The 18286-nt window shown below is 53.9% G+C and carries 20 protein-coding genes; 13 read left to right on the top strand and 7 right to left on the bottom strand.

Going from position 1 to position 18286, the window contains the following annotated elements:
• Positions 1-97: 97 nt before the first annotated feature.
• The 3 genes from SERAS12_RS14270 (at position 98) to mdtI (ending at position 1975) form a co-directional block, all read left to right on the top strand.
• Positions 98-739: a bifunctional 4-hydroxy-2-oxoglutarate aldolase/2-dehydro-3-deoxy-phosphogluconate aldolase gene (locus SERAS12_RS14270; RefSeq protein ID WP_004945498.1), complete on the top strand. Its 642-nt coding sequence runs from the start codon at positions 98-100 to the stop codon at positions 737-739.
• 551 nt (positions 740-1290) lie between these two features.
• Complete coding sequence (gene mdtJ, locus SERAS12_RS14265) at positions 1291-1659, top strand: multidrug/spermidine efflux SMR transporter subunit MdtJ (RefSeq protein WP_013813319.1); 369 nt, start codon at positions 1291-1293, stop codon at positions 1657-1659.
• Positions 1646-1975, top strand: coding sequence for a multidrug/spermidine efflux SMR transporter subunit MdtI (gene mdtI / locus SERAS12_RS14260; protein WP_013813318.1), 330 nt, complete (start codon positions 1646-1648; stop codon positions 1973-1975). The genes mdtJ and mdtI overlap by 14 nt, the downstream gene beginning before the upstream one ends.
• Positions 1976-2033: 58 nt before the next feature.
• Here mdtI and SERAS12_RS14255 read toward each other — a convergent pair whose 3' ends face one another.
• Positions 2034-2378 carry a RidA family protein gene (locus SERAS12_RS14255; protein WP_013813317.1) on the bottom strand — a complete coding sequence of 115 codons (345 nt, stop codon included), beginning with the start codon at positions 2376-2378 and terminating at the stop codon, positions 2034-2036.
• A 181-nt stretch (positions 2379-2559) separates the two neighbouring features.
• Between SERAS12_RS14255 and SERAS12_RS14250 the strand changes: the two genes are divergently transcribed.
• From SERAS12_RS14250 to rnd, 5 genes are all read left to right on the top strand, one after another.
• Complete coding sequence (locus tag SERAS12_RS14250; RefSeq protein WP_013813316.1) at positions 2560-4464, top strand: ATP-dependent DNA helicase; 1905 nt, start codon at positions 2560-2562, stop codon at positions 4462-4464.
• Positions 4465-4530: 66 nt separating this feature from the next.
• Entirely contained in the window at positions 4531-5232 is a 702-nt protein-coding gene (gene tsaB, locus SERAS12_RS14245) for a tRNA (adenosine(37)-N6)-threonylcarbamoyltransferase complex dimerization subunit type 1 TsaB (RefSeq protein WP_013813315.1), read from the top strand.
• A gap of 101 nt (positions 5233-5333) precedes the next feature.
• Positions 5334-5924, top strand: coding sequence for a Slp family lipoprotein (locus tag SERAS12_RS14240; protein ID WP_013813314.1), 591 nt, complete (start codon positions 5334-5336; stop codon positions 5922-5924).
• Between the two features lie 208 nt (positions 5925-6132).
• Positions 6133-7821 carry a long-chain-fatty-acid--CoA ligase FadD gene (fadD, locus tag SERAS12_RS14235; RefSeq protein ID WP_041416163.1) on the top strand — a complete coding sequence of 563 codons (1689 nt, stop codon included), beginning with the start codon at positions 6133-6135 and terminating at the stop codon, positions 7819-7821.
• An 89-nt stretch (positions 7822-7910) separates the two neighbouring features.
• Positions 7911-9032 (top strand): ribonuclease D, encoded by a 1122-nt coding sequence (gene rnd, locus SERAS12_RS14230; RefSeq protein ID WP_041416600.1) that lies wholly within the window; start codon positions 7911-7913, stop codon positions 9030-9032.
• A 238-nt stretch (positions 9033-9270) separates the two neighbouring features.
• Here rnd and minE read toward each other — a convergent pair whose 3' ends face one another.
• The 3 genes from minE to minC are packed head-to-tail and all read right to left on the bottom strand — an operon-like array spanning position 9271 to position 11083.
• On the bottom strand, positions 9271-9540 hold the full coding sequence (gene minE / locus SERAS12_RS14225) for a cell division topological specificity factor MinE (protein ID WP_004945472.1): 270 nt from the start codon (positions 9538-9540) through the stop codon (positions 9271-9273).
• 3 nt (positions 9541-9543) lie between these two features.
• Positions 9544-10356: a septum site-determining protein MinD gene (minD, locus tag SERAS12_RS14220; protein ID WP_013813311.1), complete on the bottom strand. Its 813-nt coding sequence runs from the start codon at positions 10354-10356 to the stop codon at positions 9544-9546.
• 25 nt (positions 10357-10381) lie between these two features.
• Positions 10382-11083 carry a septum site-determining protein MinC gene (gene minC / locus SERAS12_RS14215; protein WP_013813310.1) on the bottom strand — a complete coding sequence of 234 codons (702 nt, stop codon included), beginning with the start codon at positions 11081-11083 and terminating at the stop codon, positions 10382-10384.
• 136 nt (positions 11084-11219) lie between these two features.
• Here minC and SERAS12_RS14210 point away from each other — a divergent pair, with 136 nt between their 5' ends.
• The 3 genes from SERAS12_RS14210 to SERAS12_RS14200 all read left to right on the top strand — a co-directional run bounded on the left by SERAS12_RS14210 (position 11220) and on the right by SERAS12_RS14200 (position 13367).
• Positions 11220-11492 carry a YcgL domain-containing protein gene (locus SERAS12_RS14210; RefSeq protein ID WP_013813309.1) on the top strand — a complete coding sequence of 91 codons (273 nt, stop codon included), beginning with the start codon at positions 11220-11222 and terminating at the stop codon, positions 11490-11492.
• Positions 11493-11554: 62 nt separating this feature from the next.
• The gene (locus tag SERAS12_RS14205) at positions 11555-12628 is read left to right on the top strand and encodes a lytic transglycosylase domain-containing protein (protein WP_013813308.1); all 1074 of its coding nucleotides are present in this window, start codon (positions 11555-11557) and stop codon (positions 12626-12628) included.
• 82 nt (positions 12629-12710) lie between these two features.
• Positions 12711-13367, top strand: a complete 657-nt coding sequence (locus SERAS12_RS14200) for a fumarylacetoacetate hydrolase family protein (protein WP_004945462.1) — start codon at positions 12711-12713, stop codon at positions 13365-13367.
• A gap of 73 nt (positions 13368-13440) precedes the next feature.
• Here SERAS12_RS14200 and SERAS12_RS14195 read toward each other — a convergent pair whose 3' ends face one another.
• The gene (locus tag SERAS12_RS14195) at positions 13441-13689 is read right to left on the bottom strand and encodes a CsbD family protein (protein ID WP_004945460.1); all 249 of its coding nucleotides are present in this window, start codon (positions 13687-13689) and stop codon (positions 13441-13443) included.
• A gap of 406 nt (positions 13690-14095) precedes the next feature.
• On the opposite strand from SERAS12_RS14195, the gene SERAS12_RS14190 reads away from it, so the two are divergent.
• Entirely contained in the window at positions 14096-14542 is a 447-nt protein-coding gene (locus SERAS12_RS14190) for a YcgN family cysteine cluster protein (RefSeq protein WP_006325851.1), read from the top strand.
• A 512-nt stretch (positions 14543-15054) separates the two neighbouring features.
• On the opposite strand, the gene dsbB is transcribed toward SERAS12_RS14190, so the two are convergent.
• The gene (gene dsbB / locus SERAS12_RS14185) at positions 15055-15585 is read right to left on the bottom strand and encodes a disulfide bond formation protein DsbB (protein ID WP_004945454.1); all 531 of its coding nucleotides are present in this window, start codon (positions 15583-15585) and stop codon (positions 15055-15057) included.
• Positions 15586-15709: 124 nt separating this feature from the next.
• Entirely contained in the window at positions 15710-17281 is a 1572-nt protein-coding gene (gene nhaB, locus SERAS12_RS14180; RefSeq protein ID WP_013813307.1) for a sodium/proton antiporter NhaB, read from the bottom strand.
• A gap of 243 nt (positions 17282-17524) precedes the next feature.
• On the opposite strand from nhaB, the gene fadR reads away from it, so the two are divergent.
• Complete coding sequence (gene fadR / locus SERAS12_RS14175) at positions 17525-18244, top strand: fatty acid metabolism transcriptional regulator FadR (protein ID WP_013813306.1); 720 nt, start codon at positions 17525-17527, stop codon at positions 18242-18244.
• Positions 18245-18286: the final 42 nt, after the last annotated feature.

The raw sequence follows: 18286 nt of genomic DNA, 5'->3' as shown, positions 1-18286 counted from the left end.
AACCTCACTTAGGGTACGGCCGGACGCCCGCATACACTTGCGGAGCCCTGTGGCAGGGGCGTGCCATTTATAAACCGTAAGTAGTGGAGAAGTAATAATGAAAAACTGGAAAACCAGCGCAGAACAGATCCTGACTGCAGGCCCGGTGGTTCCGGTCATTGTGATCAATAAACTGGAACATGCGGTGCCGCTGGCCAGGGCGCTGGTCGCCGGTGGCGTTCGCGTGCTGGAGGTGACATTACGCACCGCCTGCGCCATGGAGGCGATCCGCGCCATTGCCAAAGAAGTACCGGAGGCGATTATCGGCGCAGGTACGGTAATTAACCCCCAGCAGTTGCAAGAAGTGACCGAGGCCGGTGCGCAATTCGCTATCAGCCCAGGCCTTACTGAGGCGTTGCTGAAAGCTGCTACCGCAGGGACCATTCCGTTAATTCCGGGCATCAGCACCGTTTCAGAACTGATGCTGGGCATGGATTACGGCCTGCGCGAGTTCAAGTTCTTCCCGGCAGAAGCCAACGGCGGCGTGAAGGCGTTGCAGGCGATCGGCGGCCCGTTCCCGCAGGTGCGTTTCTGTCCGACCGGCGGCATCACGCCGAATAACTACCGCGATTATCTGGCGCTGAAAAGTGTGCTGTGCATCGGTGGATCCTGGTTGGTGCCAGCCGACGCTTTGGAGAGCGGCGACTACGAACGCATTAGCGAATTGGCGCGCAGCGCCGTCAAGGGTGCGGCTTTGTAACTCGCTCCGAGCCTGGGTTTGGCGATTGTTTGCCCACTCGTGACGTCATCAAGGTTCAACGGCTCGTTGAACCTTTTTTTATTTTTAAAATGCTTAACTTTCTTATTTTTAACCCGTTTTTTTCTGCTTTTTGTGAAAACGGCAATTTGCTTTCTTATTTTGGCTATGGTACAAATATCTCAGTTGAAAATTTTACTTTTAAGAGGATATTGGGCAAATCGCACGGTGTGCGGCTGAGAATAGAGAATAATTATGATGAAACTTAATGGAATTACCCTCAGAACCTCTACTTGCCAGCTTTTCCTGTCTGCCATCCTTGCCAGTGAGCATCACTGGTGCAGCGAGCTATAGCGTCTTTCTCCCTTAACCGGTGCTGGTGACAGGCTCAGTCCTTCGTCATTCCGCGTAACCGGGCAAACATTTTTATTACGTTTGGGTCAGTTTATCCCCAGGGATCTCTGCGTCGTCAGCGTCTTACTGCGCCTGTCCGACGAGATACATCGGGATAAATACGCCTTAGCGTGCGTTATTCGCCGTTTGGGAGAAAAATCATGATTTATTGGATCTTTTTAGGCTTGGCTATCGTGGCCGAAATTATCGGTACCCTGTCAATGAAATACGCCAGCATCAGCGGCGGCATGACCGGGCATATTGTGATGTACGTGATGATCACCGCTTCTTACGTAATGCTGTCGCTGGCGATAAAACGCGTCGCCCTTGGCGTGGCTTATGCGCTGTGGGAAGGTATCGGTATCCTGTTTATTACGCTGTTCAGCGTGTTGTGGTTTGATGAGCCGATCTCTGCGTTGAAAGTGTTGGGTCTGGTGACGCTGATTGCCGGCATCCTTCTGGTGAAATCCGGTACCCGTAAGGGTCGAAAACAGGTCAGCCCGCGAGGTAACAACCATGCAACAGCTTGAGTTGTACCACATCGGGTTTCTGGCACTGGCGATCGTCCTGGAAATTGTCGCCAACATCTTTCTGAAAATGTCGGACGGCTTCCGTAAAGTGTGGATGGGTCTGCTGTCTCTGCTGTCGGTGCTGGGCGCGTTCAGTGCGCTGGCGCAGGCGGTGAAGGGGATTGATCTGTCGGTGGCTTATGCGCTCTGGGGCGGTTTCGGTATTGCCGCGACCATCGCCGCCGGTTGGATCCTGTTCGGCCAACGGCTCAATGCCAAGGGCTGGATTGGCTTGGCGCTGTTGTTGGTGGGAATGGTGATTATCAAACTGGCTTAATCAGCGCGCTGAATGACAACATAAAAACCGCAGGGGGTAACTCCCTGCGGTTTTTTGTTTACAGCGCGGCGATAATCTTGATTTCAACCTTGTACTTCGGGTTCATCAATTTGGCCTGCACGGTGCAGCGCACCGGTGCGCTGCCTGCAACCACCCAAGCATCCCAGGCGGTGTTCATCGCGGCGAAGTCTGCGGCGTCTGCCAGGAAAATAGTGGCGTCCAATACCCGGCTCTTGTCCGAGCCAACGCGGGCCAGCAGCACGTCAATGGCTGCCAGGGTATTTGCCGTCTGTGCGGTGGCGTCGTCATCCAGATTTTCCGGCACGCTGGTGTAATAGACGGTGTCGTTGTGCACCACGGCTTCGGACCAGCGTTGGTCGGGATCAATGCGTTCGATGTTCATTCAGTTATCTCCATATCATCATCACCTTAAGGGTAACACAGCCGTCGGCAGAAATACGTGATGATAAATCCGTTGTCTTTCAAGCAGCAGTGCGGCTTGGAAGCCATAGGGTAAAAGTCTGTGGTAGCCGTGCGGCAGGATTGGCATAATCACCGCTGAATTACACTGGCAGAGAGATAGCGTGACGGACGATTTCGCAACAGACGGCGCACTGGCGCAGGCAATCAAGGGTTTCAAACCGCGCGAAGCTCAGCGGCAGATGGCGGAAGCGGTCACCGAGGCCATTAATTTCAAACAGGAACTGGTGGTCGAAGCGGGCACCGGTACCGGTAAAACCTTCGCCTATTTGGTGCCGGCGCTGCGTGCCGATCGCAAAGTGATTATTTCCACCGGTTCAAAAGCCTTGCAGGACCAGCTTTATGCGCGCGATCTGCCTACCGTCGCCAAAGCGCTCAAGTACAAAGGCAAGATGGCGCTGTTGAAAGGGCGTTCCAACTACCTGTGTCTGGAGCGTCTGGAGCAACAATCGATGGCCGGCGGTGAGCTGGCCGGACAGACGCTTATCGATCTGGTCCATTTGCGCAAATGGTCATCATTGACCAAAGAGGGCGACATCAGCAGTTGCAGCGACGTGGCGGAAGACAGCTTTATCTGGCCGCTGGTGACCAGCACCAACGACAACTGCCTGGGCAGCGACTGCCCGTTGTATAAAGATTGCTTTGTGGTCAAAGCTCGCCGTCGTGCCATGGATGCTGACGTTATCGTGGTGAACCACCATCTGTTTCTGGCGGATATGGTGGTGAAAGAGGGCGGATTTGCCGAGTTAATCCCCGAGGCTGACGTGATGATTTTCGACGAAGCCCATCAGATCCCCGACATCGCCAGCCAATATTTCGGCAAGCAGCTGACCAGCCGCCAACTGATGGATCTCGCTAAAGACATTACTATTGCCTATCGCACTGAAGTGCGTGACGCCGCACAGTTGCAAAAAAGCGCCGATCGCCTCAGCCAGAGTACCCAGGATTTCCGTTTGATGTTGGGAGAACCGGGGTTTCGCGGCAACCTGCGCGACGTGCTAAGTCAACCGAACGTGCAGCGCGCCCTGCTGCTGCTCGATGACGCGTTGGAGCTGTGCTACGACGTGGTTAAACTGTCCCTTGGCCGCTCGGCCTTGCTGGATGCCGCCTTCGAGCGCGCCACGCTGTATCGCGCACGCCTCAAAAGATTGAAAGAGGTCAACGAGCCGGGCTTCAGCTACTGGTATGAATGCAATTCACGCCATTTCGTGCTGGCATTGACGCCGCTGACGGTGGCGGATCGTTTTCGTGAGCTGTTGGATGAGAAACCGGGCAGCTGGATTTTTACCTCGGCAACGCTGTCGGTCAACGAACAGATGGGGCATTTTACCGAGCGGTTGGGCCTGACCAAAGCCAAAACCTTGTTGTTGGCCAGCCCGTTCGACTACGCCAACCAGGCGTTGCTGTGCGTGCCGCGTTTTCTGCCTTCGCCGAATCAGCCCGGCGGTGCCCGCCAGTTGGCGCGCATGCTGCGGCCGCTGATTGAAGCCAATAACGGCCGCTGTTTCTTCCTTTGCACTTCGCACCAGATGATGCGCGAACTGGCGGAGGAGTTCCGTGCCACCATGACGCTGCCGGTACTGTTGCAAGGGGAAACCAGTAAAGGCCAACTGTTGGCGCAGTTTGTCGAGGCCGGCAACGCGTTGTTGGTGGCGACCAGCAGTTTCTGGGAAGGGGTTGACGTGCGCGGTGACGCTTTGTCGTGTGTGATCATCGACAAGCTGCCGTTTACCTCACCCGACGATCCGCTGTTGAAGGCGCGAATTGAAGATTGCCGGCTGCGTGGCGGCGATCCGTTCAACGACGTGCAATTGCCGGATGCAGTCATTACCCTGAAGCAGGGTGTCGGACGCCTGATCCGCGATACTGACGATCGCGGTGTGCTGGTGATCTGCGATAACCGTCTGGTGATGCGGCCTTATGGCGAGGTGTTCCTCAATAGCCTGCCGCCGACGCCGCGCACCCGGGATATCGCGCAGGCGATTGCCTTCCTGCAGGCTGAACGTTAGCGGATAGGCGCGGACACGGGGCTGTGCTACAATGCGCGCCCTGTTTTTTTCCCGCCAGAGGTTGGTATGTCCACGCGAATTTTAGCGATCGATACGGCGACGGAAGCCTGTTCCGTTGCCATCTGGAATCAAGGCGAAACCCACGCCCTGTTTGAGCTGTGCCCACGTGAGCATACGCAACGCATTTTACCGATGGTGCAGCAAGTGCTGGCGGAATCCGGTTTAACCCTTAATCAACTCGACGCGCTGGCTTTTGGCCGCGGGCCCGGCAGCTTTACCGGCGTACGTATCGGTATCGGCATCGCGCAAGGGCTTGCGCTGGGAGCCGAGTTGCCAATGCTGGGCATTTCAACGTTGCAAACCATGGCTCAAGGTGCCTGGCGCGTTACCGGCGCCGATCGAGTGTTGGCGGCGATTGATGCGCGAATGGGTGAGGTCTACTGGGGGCAGTTTGAGCGCGGGCAAGACGGCATTTGGCTGGAAAGCGAAGGTGAAGCGGTGCTTTCGCCACAGCAAGCGCTGGAACGCGCGCAAGGCCTGCAAGGCAACTGGGCGCATGTGGGCACCGGCTGGCAAACGTACCCGGACCTGATTGCCGGCTCTTCCCTGGGCCTGCGCGACGGGAAAATGCTGCTGCCGCAAGCGCAAGACATGCTGCCGCTTGCGCTGCATGCCTGGCAGCAAGGGCTGGCGGTGGCGGTAGAAAATGCCGAACCGACTTATCTGCGTAACGAAGTCACCTGGAAAAAACTGCCTGGGCGCGAATAACGACAGCCTATTGTGCAGCGGTTGAATCCGGGCTATGAATGAACTGCAACTTGCTCAGCGATTTGATGTCAAAGTTACAGCCATTTCAGGAGATTGCGACGATGTTAACCCGCACTGTAAGTAAAAAAATGTCGCTGCTGGCCATGGCCGGCGGCGCGCTGGCGTTGTCAGGCTGCGTAACCGTGCCGGATGCGATCAAAGGCAGTACGGCGACGCCGGTGCAGCAGTTGTCTTCGGTGCAAAATGCGCCGAACCTGTTTGCCGGAGCTGAAGCCCGCTTTGGCGGCACCGTAGTGAACGTCGCTAACGAGCAGGGACGCACGGTGCTCGAGATCGCGGCGGTACCGCTCGATTCTGGCGCCCGGCCGATTCTGGGCGAGCCATCACGGGGCCGCTTGCTGGCCACGGTCAACGGTTTCCTGGAGCCGGTCGATTTTAAAGGTCAGTTGGTTACCGTTGTCGGGCCAATCACCGGCGTGAAAGAAGGCAAAATCGGCATGACGCCGTACAAGTTTGTAACGATGAACGCCACCGGTTACAAGCGCTGGCGCCTGACCCAGCAGGTGATGATGCCACCGGCGCCGATGGGGCCATGGGGCTGGCGCAGCGGCACCTGGGGCCCGGGTTGGGGCGTAGGATACGGCTGGTACAATCCTGGTCCTACGCAGATACAAACCATCGTTACCGAATAGGGTTTTGCTTGCAGTTAACACATCTTAATAGGGCGGCTCCGGCCGCCTTTTCCTTTTGGCACAGGGAAATACCGCCAATTAGTGATGTACATCGCAACCTGAATAATGTTTAAAACCCAAACTGGTCTGCTGAGTTAAAATATTGTTATGGTTTGGCTGCGTGTTAGGGGCTGCGATGATAATGAGCAATGATTTCAGGAGTAATACCTTGGATAAGGTCTGGTTAAAACGTTACCCGGCAGATGTTCCGGCAGAGATCGACGCCGATCGTTATTCATCTTTGGTCGAAATGTTTGAAAATGCGGTTCAGCGCTATGCCGATCAACCCGCTTTCATCAATATGGGCGAGGTGATGACCTTCCGTAAACTGGAGGAGCGCAGCCGGGCTTTCGCCGCTTACCTGCAAAATGAGTTGGGCTTGCAGAAGGGGGATCGCGTTGCCCTGATGATGCCAAATCTATTGCAGTATCCGATCGCGCTGTTCGGCATTTTGCGCGCCGGCATGGTGGTGGTAAACGTTAACCCCCTGTATACGCCGCGCGAGCTGGAACACCAACTGAATGACAGCGGCGCCAGCGCTATCGTGATCGTCTCCAACTTTGCCCATACGCTGGAAAAAGTGGTATTCAATACCCAGGTAAAACATGTGATTCTGACGCGCATGGGCGACCAGCTCTCCACCGCCAAAGGCACGTTGGTCAACTTTGTAGTGAAGTACATTAAGCGACTGGTGCCGAAATACCATCTGCCGGCCGCGATTTCTTTCCGTAGCGCTTTGCAACGCGGGCGCCGCCTGCAGTACGTCAAACCCGATATCATCAATTCCGATCTGGCTTTCCTGCAATATACCGGCGGTACCACCGGTGTGGCGAAAGGCGCAATGCTGACGCACCGCAACATGCAGGCCAATTTGGCGCAGTGCAATGCCGCCTACGGGCCGCTGTTCCGCGATGGCCAGGAATTGATAGTCACTGCATTGCCGCTCTACCATATATTTGCGCTGACGGTGAATTGCCTGCTGTTTCTCGAGTTGGGTGGCCGCAATTTACTGATCACCAACCCGCGCGATATTCCGGGGATGGTGAAAGAGTTGGCCAAATACCCCTTCACTGCCATCAGCGGCGTCAATACGCTGTTTAATGCACTGCTCAATAATGAAGATTTCCACAAGCTGGACTTTTCGACTTTGCGTTTCTCGGTCGGGGGCGGGATGTCGGTGCAGAAGGCGGTGGCGGACAAGTGGGAGAAGGTCACAGGCAGGCATTTGCTTGAGGGTTATGGCCTGACAGAATGTGCGCCGCTGGTTACCTGTAACCCGCACGATCTGACGCACTACAGCGGCAGCATCGGTCTGCCCGTTTCGTCCACCGATATTCGGCTGGTGGACGATGATGGCCATGATGTGCCGGTGGGTGAGCCGGGCGAACTGTGGGTCAAAGGGCCGCAAGTTATGTTAGGCTACTGGCAGCGGCCGGACGCCACTGATGAAGTGTTAAAAGAGGGCTGGCTCGCAACCGGCGATATCGTTACAGTTGACGAGTCGGGCTTTGTACGCGTGGTCGATCGCAAGAAAGACATGATTCTGGTTTCCGGTTTTAACGTTTACCCGAATGAGATCGAAGACGTGGTCAGCCAGCATCCGAAGGTGCTGGAGTCTGCTGCGATTGGTGTGCCGAATGACGTGTCCGGTGAAACGGTCAAGATTTGCGTGGTAAAGAAAGACGCCTCTCTGACCAAAGAAGAGCTGTTGACCCATTGCCGTCGGTACCTGACCGGGTATAAAGTGCCTAAAATTGTTGAGTTCCGCGACGAGTTGCCGAAATCTAACGTCGGTAAAATTTTGCGGCGAGAACTGCGTGATGAACAGAAAAAAACGCGGGCGGCCGATGCCGCCTAGGTTATCATCCACGCCTTACAGATCAACGACGCCGGTGAATGCCGGCGTTGTTGTGTTTGAATCATGAAAGCGACCAAGAGAATGACGTTTTGAACTATCAGTTGATCACTACCGATGCCGGATTGCAGCAGGTCTGCGAGCAGGCAAGAAACCATGCCCAGATTGCGTTGGACACCGAATTTGTCAGAACGCGCACCTACTATCCGCAGTTAGGCCTGATTCAGTTATACGACGGTGAACAACTCTCCCTGATCGATCCCTTGCCGATCAAGCAATGGCAGCCGTTTATCGATCTGCTGAGCGATACCCAGATTGTGAAATTTCTGCACGCCGGCAGTGAAGACCTTGAGGTGTTCCTGAATGCGTTCAAAACGCTGCCGACCCCGATGGTCGATACTCAGATCCTGGCAGCCTTTACTGGGCGACCGCTGTCTTGTGGTTTTGCGACCTTGGTGAAGGAGTATATGCAGGTAGATCTGGATAAAAGTGAATCCCGCACAGATTGGCTGGCGCGTCCGCTGACGGAAAAACAGTGCGTATACGCCGCAGCCGACGTGTTCTACCTGCTGCCGATGGCCAAACAACTGGTGCAGGAAACCGAAGACGCCGGTTGGACTGCTGCCGCCGCCAATGAGTGCCTGTTGCTCTGTCAGCGCCGCAGCGAGTCGCTGGCGCCGGAGTTGGCCTACCGTGAAATCACCAACGCCTGGCAGCTGCGCCCGCGCCAACTGGGTTGTTTGCAGAAACTGGCGGAATGGCGACTGCGTCAGGCGCGTGAGCGTGATTTGGCGGTGAACTTTGTGGTACGCGAGGAAAACCTGTGGCAGGTAGCGCGCTATATGCCAACTTCGCTGGGAGAATTGGATTCGCTCGGCCTGAGCGGCCCGGAAATTCGTTATCACGGTAAGACGTTGCTGGCGTTGGTGGCCGAGGCCAGCGAGCTGGATGAAGCTGCACTGCCCGAGCCGTTGTCCAACCTGATCGACCAGCCGGGTTATAAGAAAGTGTTCAAGGATATCAAAGCGGCGATCGTTATTGTCAGTGAACAAAGCGGGTTAAGCAGTGAATTGCTGGCATCGCGTCGGCAGATTAACCAACTGCTGAATTGGCATTGGAAATTGAAAAGCGGTGACAGCCTGCCGGAATTAGTCAGCGGTTGGCGCGGTGACTTATTAGCGACGCCACTTCAGGACATTCTGAAAAATTATTAATCGATGGGTAGAAAAGTCGAGGGCAGGGTAAGGAAACGCTGCTCTGATTATTTATTAGGAATAGTCGAAGAAAATACTTTTATCGCTATCATTTACTTTAAACAACTGCGGCGCAAGATTAATTGAGATTAATCTCAAAGGGAGAAAACGGTTAATGGATGGTTTTTATCCCAATAACTGGATGTGCATACAGTTACCCCCTGTAAAAAATATACAGGGGGTAATTAATGCGTCGCAATCATTTAGCTGCTTCTTCCGATTCCGGTAATGTCACGTTGAGTTCAAGTACCGAAATATCATCCCCTTTCTGCTCAAACTGCACGTGCAGCATTTCAGGGTCGATTTGAATGTATTTGCAAATTACCGCCAGAATATCGCGTTTTAAATCAGGCAGATAGTGGGGCTCGCTGTCCCCACGACGACGCTCTGCGACGATAATTTGCAGCCGTTCCTTGGCTATATTGGCTGTCGGTTTTTTGCGGGACAGAAAGAAGTCTAGTAATGCCATGGTTTATCCCCCAAAAAGGCGTTTCAGGAAGCCCTTCTTCTCTTCTTCAATGAAGCGGAAGGGGCGTTCTTCTCCTAACAAGCGGCTAACGGTATCGTCATAGGCCTTACCGGCATCAGACTCGATATCAAGAATAACAGGCTCGCCCTGGTTAGACGCGCGCAGCACGGACTGGTCTTCAGGGATAACGCCGACCAATGGAATGCGCAGAATTTCCAGCACGTCTTCCATGCTCAACATATCGCCACGGCTGACGCGGCCTGGGTTGTAACGGGTGAGCAGCAGGTGTTCCTTAATAGGTGCTTCGCCTTTCTCGGCGCGACGGGATTTGGAAGACAGGATGCCCAGAATACGGTCAGAGTCACGCACCGAGGAGACTTCCGGGTTAGTGGTGATCACGGCTTCATCGGCGAAGTACAACGCCATCAACGCACCGGTTTCGATGCCGGCAGGTGAGTCACAGACCACGAAATCAAAATTCATCTCGCCCAGATCGTTGAGGATTTTCTCGACGCCTTCGCGGGTCAGTGCGTCTTTGTCGCGGGTTTGCGACGCCGGCAGGATATAAAGGTTATCAGTGCGTTTGTCTTTGATTAACGCCTGATTCAGCGTGGCGTCACCCTGAATCACGTTGACGAAATCGTACACCACCCGGCGTTCGCAGCCCATGATCAGGTCAAGGTTCCGCAGACCGATATCGAAATCGATCACGACGGTTTTCTTACCTTTTTGGGCTAAGCCGGTAGCGATGGCCGCGCTTGAAGTGGTCTTGCCAACGCCCCCTTTACCCGATGTAACAACAATAATGCGTGCCATGAAATGGATTCCTTGTCAAAAGGGCTTAATTTAAAGGTTGTATGGTTAAAGCGTTATCCAACAGGCTGAGTCGTGCTGCCTGCCCGAGAAAATCGGACGGGATTTGGTCGCTCAACCAGTACTGCCCTGCGATAGAGACTAGCTCAGCACCCAGGTGCGTGCAAAAAATCTGGCACTGCGTATCTCCTGAGGCACCGGCCAGCGCACGACCGCGCATCATGCCGTAAATGTGAATATTGCCATCGGCAATTAATTCGGCCCCGGCACTGACGCTGCTGGTCACGATCAGATCGCAGTTGCGGGCATAAATTTGTTGGCCGGAACGGACCGGGGCACTGATGATACGCGTTTTGGCAGGGGCGTTGAGATCCACCACCGGGGCAGGCGCAGGGGCCGGTTCCGGGGCGGCCATCTTCTGGCCTTTGCCTTCGTTCAGTAACGGCAACCCGGCACGGGTTATAGCACGCTTCTGACGCTCATCTCTGCAACCGCTGATGCCAACAACGCGCAGACCCGCAGCCGTGACAGCCTGTTGAAGTTCTTTCCAGTTTGCATCGCCGTTCAGCGTTGCAACGTTGATAACAACAGGGGCGTTTTTCAAAAAAGCGGGCGCTTGCTCCACTTTTTCCAGTAACGCCTGACGAATTACCTCGGGTTCCGAATTATGCAAATGAACAACCGATAGGGTAAAACTGCTGCCTTTTAGCTCAATTGGCGATTGTGACATCTATCCTGACTCAGTCTCAGCAACTTTAAATCCCCGGAATACCAATCGGGGTGCGATATTCCGAAGTACTATAAGCATGTTATAGTCAGAGTTATATCCAGGCAAGACGCTGCCCCAATTAAATAGAGTTAAAAAAATGCTTTGTGTGATCTATAGAAGCCCAAAACGGGATCAAACTTATCTTTATGTCGAAAAAAAAGACGATTTCTCCCGAGTGCCGGAAGATCTGATGAAAAGTTTCGGCACGCCGCAATTGGCGATGGTGATTTCCCTCGAAGGACGGGAAAAGTTAGCCTCGGCGGATATTGAGAAAGTGAAGGAAGCCTTGAAAGAGGAAGGGTTTTATCTGCAATTCCCGCCGCCAGTGGAAAATTTATTAAACCAGCATTTGTCAGAGGACAAAAAATAATCACTGCCGGCGCGCAGGGGCCTGGCTGAATCAGTACCCGAAAACGACTAAGGAACAGTGTGATGAAATTGTCGGCGATAACGGTGGCGTTAACTCTGTTGATGCTGGGATGTGGTGTCTGTCAGCAGACAACGGCGCAGGCCGCTGCTCTGGAAGAGGCCGCTCCGTCGGGTGCGCCTGCGCCGACAACGACCGCTACTGTGGGCACACTGGCTGAAACTGGCCGCGATCCGGCGCAATTCCCGGCTTATGTAGAGCAACTGAAGCGCCAGGCGTTGGCGCAAGGGATTAGTCAGGCAACCATCGATAATGCCTTCGCCAACGCGCATTTTGTTGACCGTGTAATCAAGGCCGATCGTAATCAGCCGGAAAAGAAAATCACGCTGGATGATTACCTTAAACGCGTACTGCCACCCGCCAAAATCGAGCAGGGCCGAACTTTGTCCCGGCAATATCGGCCGCAACTGATCCGCGTCACCGCTCGTTATGGCGTTCCTGGGCGTTATATCGTGGCGTTGTGGGGAATGGAAAGCGCCTTCGGCAAGATTCAGGGGCGTGAAGATGTTATTTCGGCGCTTGCCACGCTGGCGTTTGAAGGCCGGCGCGAAACCTTCTTCACCCAACAGTTGATGGCGGCGCTGCAGATCGTGGAGCAGGGCCATGTCAGCAGTGCCCAGCTAAAAGGTTCCTGGGCCGGCGCGATGGGTCAATGCCAGTTCATGCCGACCTCATTCCTGAGTTATGCGGCGGACGGCGACGGCGATGGCCGCATCGATATCTGGAACAACCCTGACGACGTGTTTGCTTCTACCGCCAACTATTTGGCGAGTGAGGGGTGGCAGCGCGGCATTGGTTGGGGCAGGGAAGTGACGCTGCCGGCCGGTTTCGGCGCCGATAGCCTGGGGTTGAAAGATCGTCAGGCTCGCAGCGTAAGCGAATGGCAAAAACGCGGTGTACGGCGGCCTGACGGTTCAGCGCTTCCGCACTCAACCCTGCGCAGTTGGGTTATCACACCAGATGACATGCAGGGCCGCGCGTTTCTGGTTTATGATAATTTTCGGACCATCATGCACTGGAATCGCTCTTACTATTTTGCGATAGCTGTGGGTATGATGGCTGACGGTATCGGGCAATAAATTAGCGCTACGGTACCCCACCAGAGCGTGGAATAACGGGCTTAGCATGCTAAGCCCCTACATGATTGTAGGGAGAGGCGGTATGTATCAACATAGAGACTGGCAGGGTTCACTACTTGATTTCCCGGTTAATAAGGTGGTCTGTGTCGGCAGTAACTACGCCGATCATATTAAGGAAATGGGCAGTGCGGCCTCGGCAGAGCCGGTAGTGTTTATCAAGCCTGAAACAGCGCTGTGCGACATTCGCCAGCCGGTGGCGATCCCCAAAGAGTTCGGGTCGGTACACCATGAGGTGGAGCTGGCCGTACTTATCGGTACGCCGTTAAAGCAAGCGAATGAAGATCGCGTAGCGCGTGCTATCGCCGGTTATGGTGTGGCGCTCGATCTGACGCTGCGCGAATTGCAGGCGGGTTTCAAGAAGGCCGGGCAGCCTTGGGAGAAAGCCAAAGGTTTTGACGGTTCATGCCCGATCTCCGGTTTTATTCCGGTGGCGGAGTTTGGCGATCCGCAAAATGCCGAGCTGTCGCTGACGGTGAATGACCAACTGCGTCAGCAGGGTAACACCCGCGATATGATTACGCCGATTTTGCCGCTGATCAGCTATATGAGCCGTTTTTTCACGCTGCGCGCGGGCGACATCATTCTTACCGGCACGCCGCAGGGTGTAGGTCCGATGAGCTCTGGCGATATGTTGAAGATTACCCTTAACGGTAAATCACTGAGCACTCGCGTGATTTAAAACCGCCGGCGACACAACATTAAAAAAGGCCCGAAAGGGCCTTTTGTCTGCCTGTTTCCGCTCTGGCACCGGATTATTTACGGCCCAACAAGAAACCGAAAACGATACCTACGGCTGCGGCGATAGCTACGCCGGCAAGCGGGTTGGACTCAACCTGGGTCCGCACCGTGTCAGCCGCGTCGCGAGCCGCATAGCTGGCTTGAGAGGCATACTTGCGGGCCGCACCTTTAACCTGATGCTCCGGCGAATCTGTTGCCTCACCGAAGGCTTCCTGAACAGCGCCAGCAGCTTCATTGACCTTGTCTTCTGCTTTTCCAAACATGTTTAGCTCCTTATCTCTGTTCTAAAGGCGAACATTAAACATAGCAGCATTATTCCGTTCCAGGCGGCATAACGTGCTTAATGAGATGAATCCGAACATTGTCGCAGGGAAGGCCGATGGCGTCAGACGGGATGCACCAAAAGGTATTGGACCTGTAATTTGTACGTATAATTGAGGACAGTGGGTGTGATTTTATTCGCCGGATAAAACCGGTAACACCATGATATTCTTGTTGCTCAATGGCGGACGTTATTGTTTTAAATAGCGTTTTTTTTAAGCGGCATTGTGGTTATCATTATGATTATATTGTATTTTTGGCCTTTCCAATTGGCTCTGATATCTATATAGTGCACCCTCAAAACCTGTACGCAGGTTATCTATTCATTTACCTATACCGGACGCGAACATGTCACAAATCCCTTTTTGGCAACAAAAAACGCTGGCGGAAATGTCAGAACAAGAGTGGGAATCGCTGTGCGACGGTTGTGGGCAGTGCTGTCTGAATAAGCTGATCGACGAAGATACCGACGAGATTTATTTCACCAACGTAGCCTGCAACCAGTTGAATATTAAATCGTGTCAGTGTCGCAACTATGAACGCCGCTTCGAGTTGGAAGAAGACTGCATCAAGCTGACGCGCGACAATCTCACCACGTTTGATTGGCTGCCGCCGACCTGTGCGTATCGCCTGATTGGCGAGGGTAAACCACTGTTTTCATGGCACCCGCTGGTAAGCGGTTCCAAGGCGGCGATGCACGGTGAACGTATCACGGTACGACACATTGCGGTGCGTGAGAGTGAAGTGGTGGACTGGCAGGACCATATTTTGAACAAGCCGAGCTGGGCAAGATAAGGAAAAAAGCCCCTGCAAAGAGAGAGGGGCAAGACACACAACAACACCAGGGAAATCGGGATACAACTTGCGGTTACTATAAGGATTTTTTGACAGAAGTTCATCAAAATATTGATGCAATAATGCATCACCATGATGAGTTTTTTTGTATGAACTTAATGAGTGTAAAAAATCACCGCTCTTGTTCCTCGATCTTAGGGACGATCGGGTAATACATTACCCCTGCGATTAACGTGTCATACCGTTCAAACTTAATGTTATGTAAATTACCCGCCAAATCCTGTCTGAGTGCTTCTTTATCGTTGTGATATTAGGTAGTTTGACCGCTCTCCCGCCAAGTTCCGAGAGTACAATAATGAAAATGATACGACTGTTTGCCGTAGCTGGGGCATTGATAGTGCTCGTTTATTACCTTACGCATACTTGACGTCGGATTACCTCTGAAAATCACAAGCAATCCCATGCAAAACGGCGCCCTGAGGCGCCGTTTTCATTATGCCGCAATGCCGCATTTAGCGACCGAACAGGTCACGGCGACGCGGGCGGACAAATTGTGCGATCAACACGACGATGGCGATCAGCAGATAGGCCGCAAAGATACCTACCAGCCACTGAGGCATTTCCAGCGACAGGAACTGCCATTGGCGCACTGAACAGTCGCCGGAAGCGTGAAACACCGCCGGCAGCCATTTATCCAGCGGCAGCCAGGACGGGAAGCTGACGAAGAAATCACAGGTATTGAACGGCGAAGGGTGCAGTTGGATCATGGTGTGCTTCCATGCCAGCTGTAAACCTTCCCAGGCGCTGTAAATCCACAGCAGGATAGCGACATAGCGCAGCGGCGTTTTCGGCGCGATGGCACCGACCAGCGAAGCGCCCAGAATGCCAAACAGCGCGCAGCGTTCATAGATGCACATCACACAGGGTTGCAGCAGCATTACGTGCTGAAAGTAGAGCGCGACTAATTCCAGCGCCAGCGCAGTCAGGGCCATTAGCAGCCAAGCACCGCGCCCCTGCGAGCAACGGTTAAAGAATTGCAACATATATTTATTCTTCCATGCAGTAAGCAATTGAACCGGCAGTGTAAACCAATTCAACCCCGCTGCCAGCCACCTGGGCCGTATTCAGCACAAAAATAGTCGCCGACAGCAGAGTGGGTTAGCACCGTTAATGCGCAGCGGTTTCGAGTGAAGGCAACGTCAGCCAGTGCCACTGGGTTAGCAAGTCGGTCATCGGCGCCAGAGTAAACTGTACGCACAGCAGCCCAACCAAGGTTAATACCACAGTATAGGGCAAAGCCATCCACACCATTCGTCCATAGGACAAACGCACCAGCGGCGCCAGTGCAGACGTCAGCAGGAACAAGAATGCCGCCTGACCATTCGGCGTGGCGACCGAGGGCAGGTTGGTTCCTGTATTAATGGCGACCGCCAACATTTCGAATTGCTTCAGGGATATTGCTCCGCTGTTGAATGAGGCGCGCGCCTCATTGATGTAAACCGTGCCGACGAAGACGTTGTCGGAGACTGACGACAGCAGGCCGTTAAACAGATAAAACAGCGCCAACTGCGAAGAGGGTTCCGCTTGCAGGACAAACTGGATGATCGGGCTGAACAGATGTTGCTCGATGATCACCGCGACTACGGTGAAAAATACCGTCAACAGGGCGGTAAAGGGCAGCGCTTCCTGGAAAGCCTTGCCGATAGCGTGCTCGTTGGTTACGCCGCACAGGGAGGTAGCGAGAATAATCACCGACAAACCGATCAGGCCCACTTCCGCCAGGTGAAAGGCCAAGGCGATGACCAGCCAAATGCCGATCAGCGCCTGGACCACCAGCTTGGCCTGTTCCTGCTTGCTGCGTCCTGCGGTGGCCTGGCGGTCAAACTCTTTCAGCACCTCGCGCACCCGTTCCGGCAGTTTGGCACCGTAACCGAAAACGCCAAAGCGTTCGAGCAGCATGCAGAGCAGCAGGCCGCAAACCATCACCGGCAAGGTAACCGGAGCCATTCGCAGGAAGAACTCGGCAAACCCCCAGCCGGCGCTTTTAGCGATAATCAGGTTCTGCGGCTCACCCACCATGGTCATTACGCCGCCCAGCGCGGTGCCGACGCCGGCGTGCATCAGCAAGCTGCGCAAGAAGGCGCGGAACTGCTCCAGCGTTTGCTTGTGATCGTCGCTCGCCAGTTCACTGTCGTCACCGACGTCGGTATGGCCATCTGACCGGTTAGACGCCACATTGTGGTAGATCGAGTAAAAACCGGTGGCCACGCTGATCACCACAGCGACTACCGTCAACGCATCCAGGAAGGCGGACAGCAGCGCCGCGGCTAGGCAGAACGCCAGCGAAAGCAGTATCTTAGAGTTAATATTGAGCAGCAACTTGGTAAACACGAACAGCAGTAACTGCTTCATAAAGTAGATGCCGGCTACCATAAAGATTAACAGCAGCAGCACGTCCAGATTATGGGCAATTTCTTCGCCCACGCGAGCGGGGCTAGTCATGCCAATCAGTACCGCTTCAATCGCCAGCAGGCCGCCCGGCAACAGTGGATAACACTTCAGCGCCATCGCCAGGGTGAAGATAAACTCTATCACCAACAGCCAACCGGCGATAAAGGGATCGACGAGGAAGAAAACCAGTGGGTTGACCAGTAAGAAAACGATGAGGGTCAATTTATACCAGCCAGGTGATTGCCCGAGAAAGTTCTTCACCAGAGCACTGCGTAAGCTTGTTTCCATTTTGCGTGACATGTCCTGAAAATAAGGTGTTGCATATTACCCTAACAATGTCGCAGGGGCGGAGACAATAGGGCCTTGCTTTACGAAGAGAAATTTCTCCGAAGCGGTGTTTTTGCACAATTTTTGCCACTTTATGCACACTTTCGTTTAATGTTTTTCGCTCACGCTATGTCATGCTGGCGCGATCTGGTATGATCAGCCGATTACTATTACTGATTATCGTCGCAACGGAACGTCAAAAACATGGTCATAAAGGCGCAGAGTCCTGCCGGTTTCGCGGAAGAATACATTATCGAGAGTATCTGGAATAATCGCTTCCCCCCTGGCTCTATTTTGCCCGCGGAGCGTGAGCTTTCGGAACTGATTGGCGTCACTCGCACCACGTTACGTGAAGTTTTACAACGCCTGGCCCGTGATGGCTGGCTGACCATTCAGCATGGCAAACCCACCAAAGTAAACAATTTCTGGGAAACATCCGGCCTCAATATTCTTGAGACCCTAGCGCGTCTCGATCATAAAAGCGTTCCGCAATTGATCGACAATTTGTTGTCTGTGCGCACCAATATCGCCTCGATCTTTATTCGCGCTGCAGTGCGTAATCATCCGGAGCAGGCTCAGGAAGTGCTGGCGAAAGCGTCCCAAGTGGAAGATCAGGCGGATGCCTTCAACCTGCTGGATTACGAAATTTTCCGCGGCCTGGCGTTTGCTTCCGGCAACCCGATTTACGGCTTGATCTTCAACGGCCTGAAAGGCTTGTATACCCGCGTTGGCCGTTACTATTTCTCCAACCCGGAATCACGCAAGCTGGCACTGGCCTTCTACAGCAAGCTGTCGACTCTGTGCCATGATAAATCCTACGATCAGGTCATGGATTGCGTGCGGAATTACGGTAAAGACAGCGGTGCCATTTGGCAGAGCATGCAAGGCACCATGCCAAGCGATCTGACCGACGCCCGTCGTTAATTCTTCACGTTTGCTGCATGAAGCAAAAGGGGCGTCACTTTC

The organism is Serratia sp. AS12 (assembly GCF_000214195.1).
GTDB lineage: Bacteria > Pseudomonadota > Gammaproteobacteria > Enterobacterales > Enterobacteriaceae > Serratia > Serratia plymuthica.
Note: the sequence above shows the minus strand (reverse complement) of the source record. Positions and strands in the feature narration are given on the sequence as shown.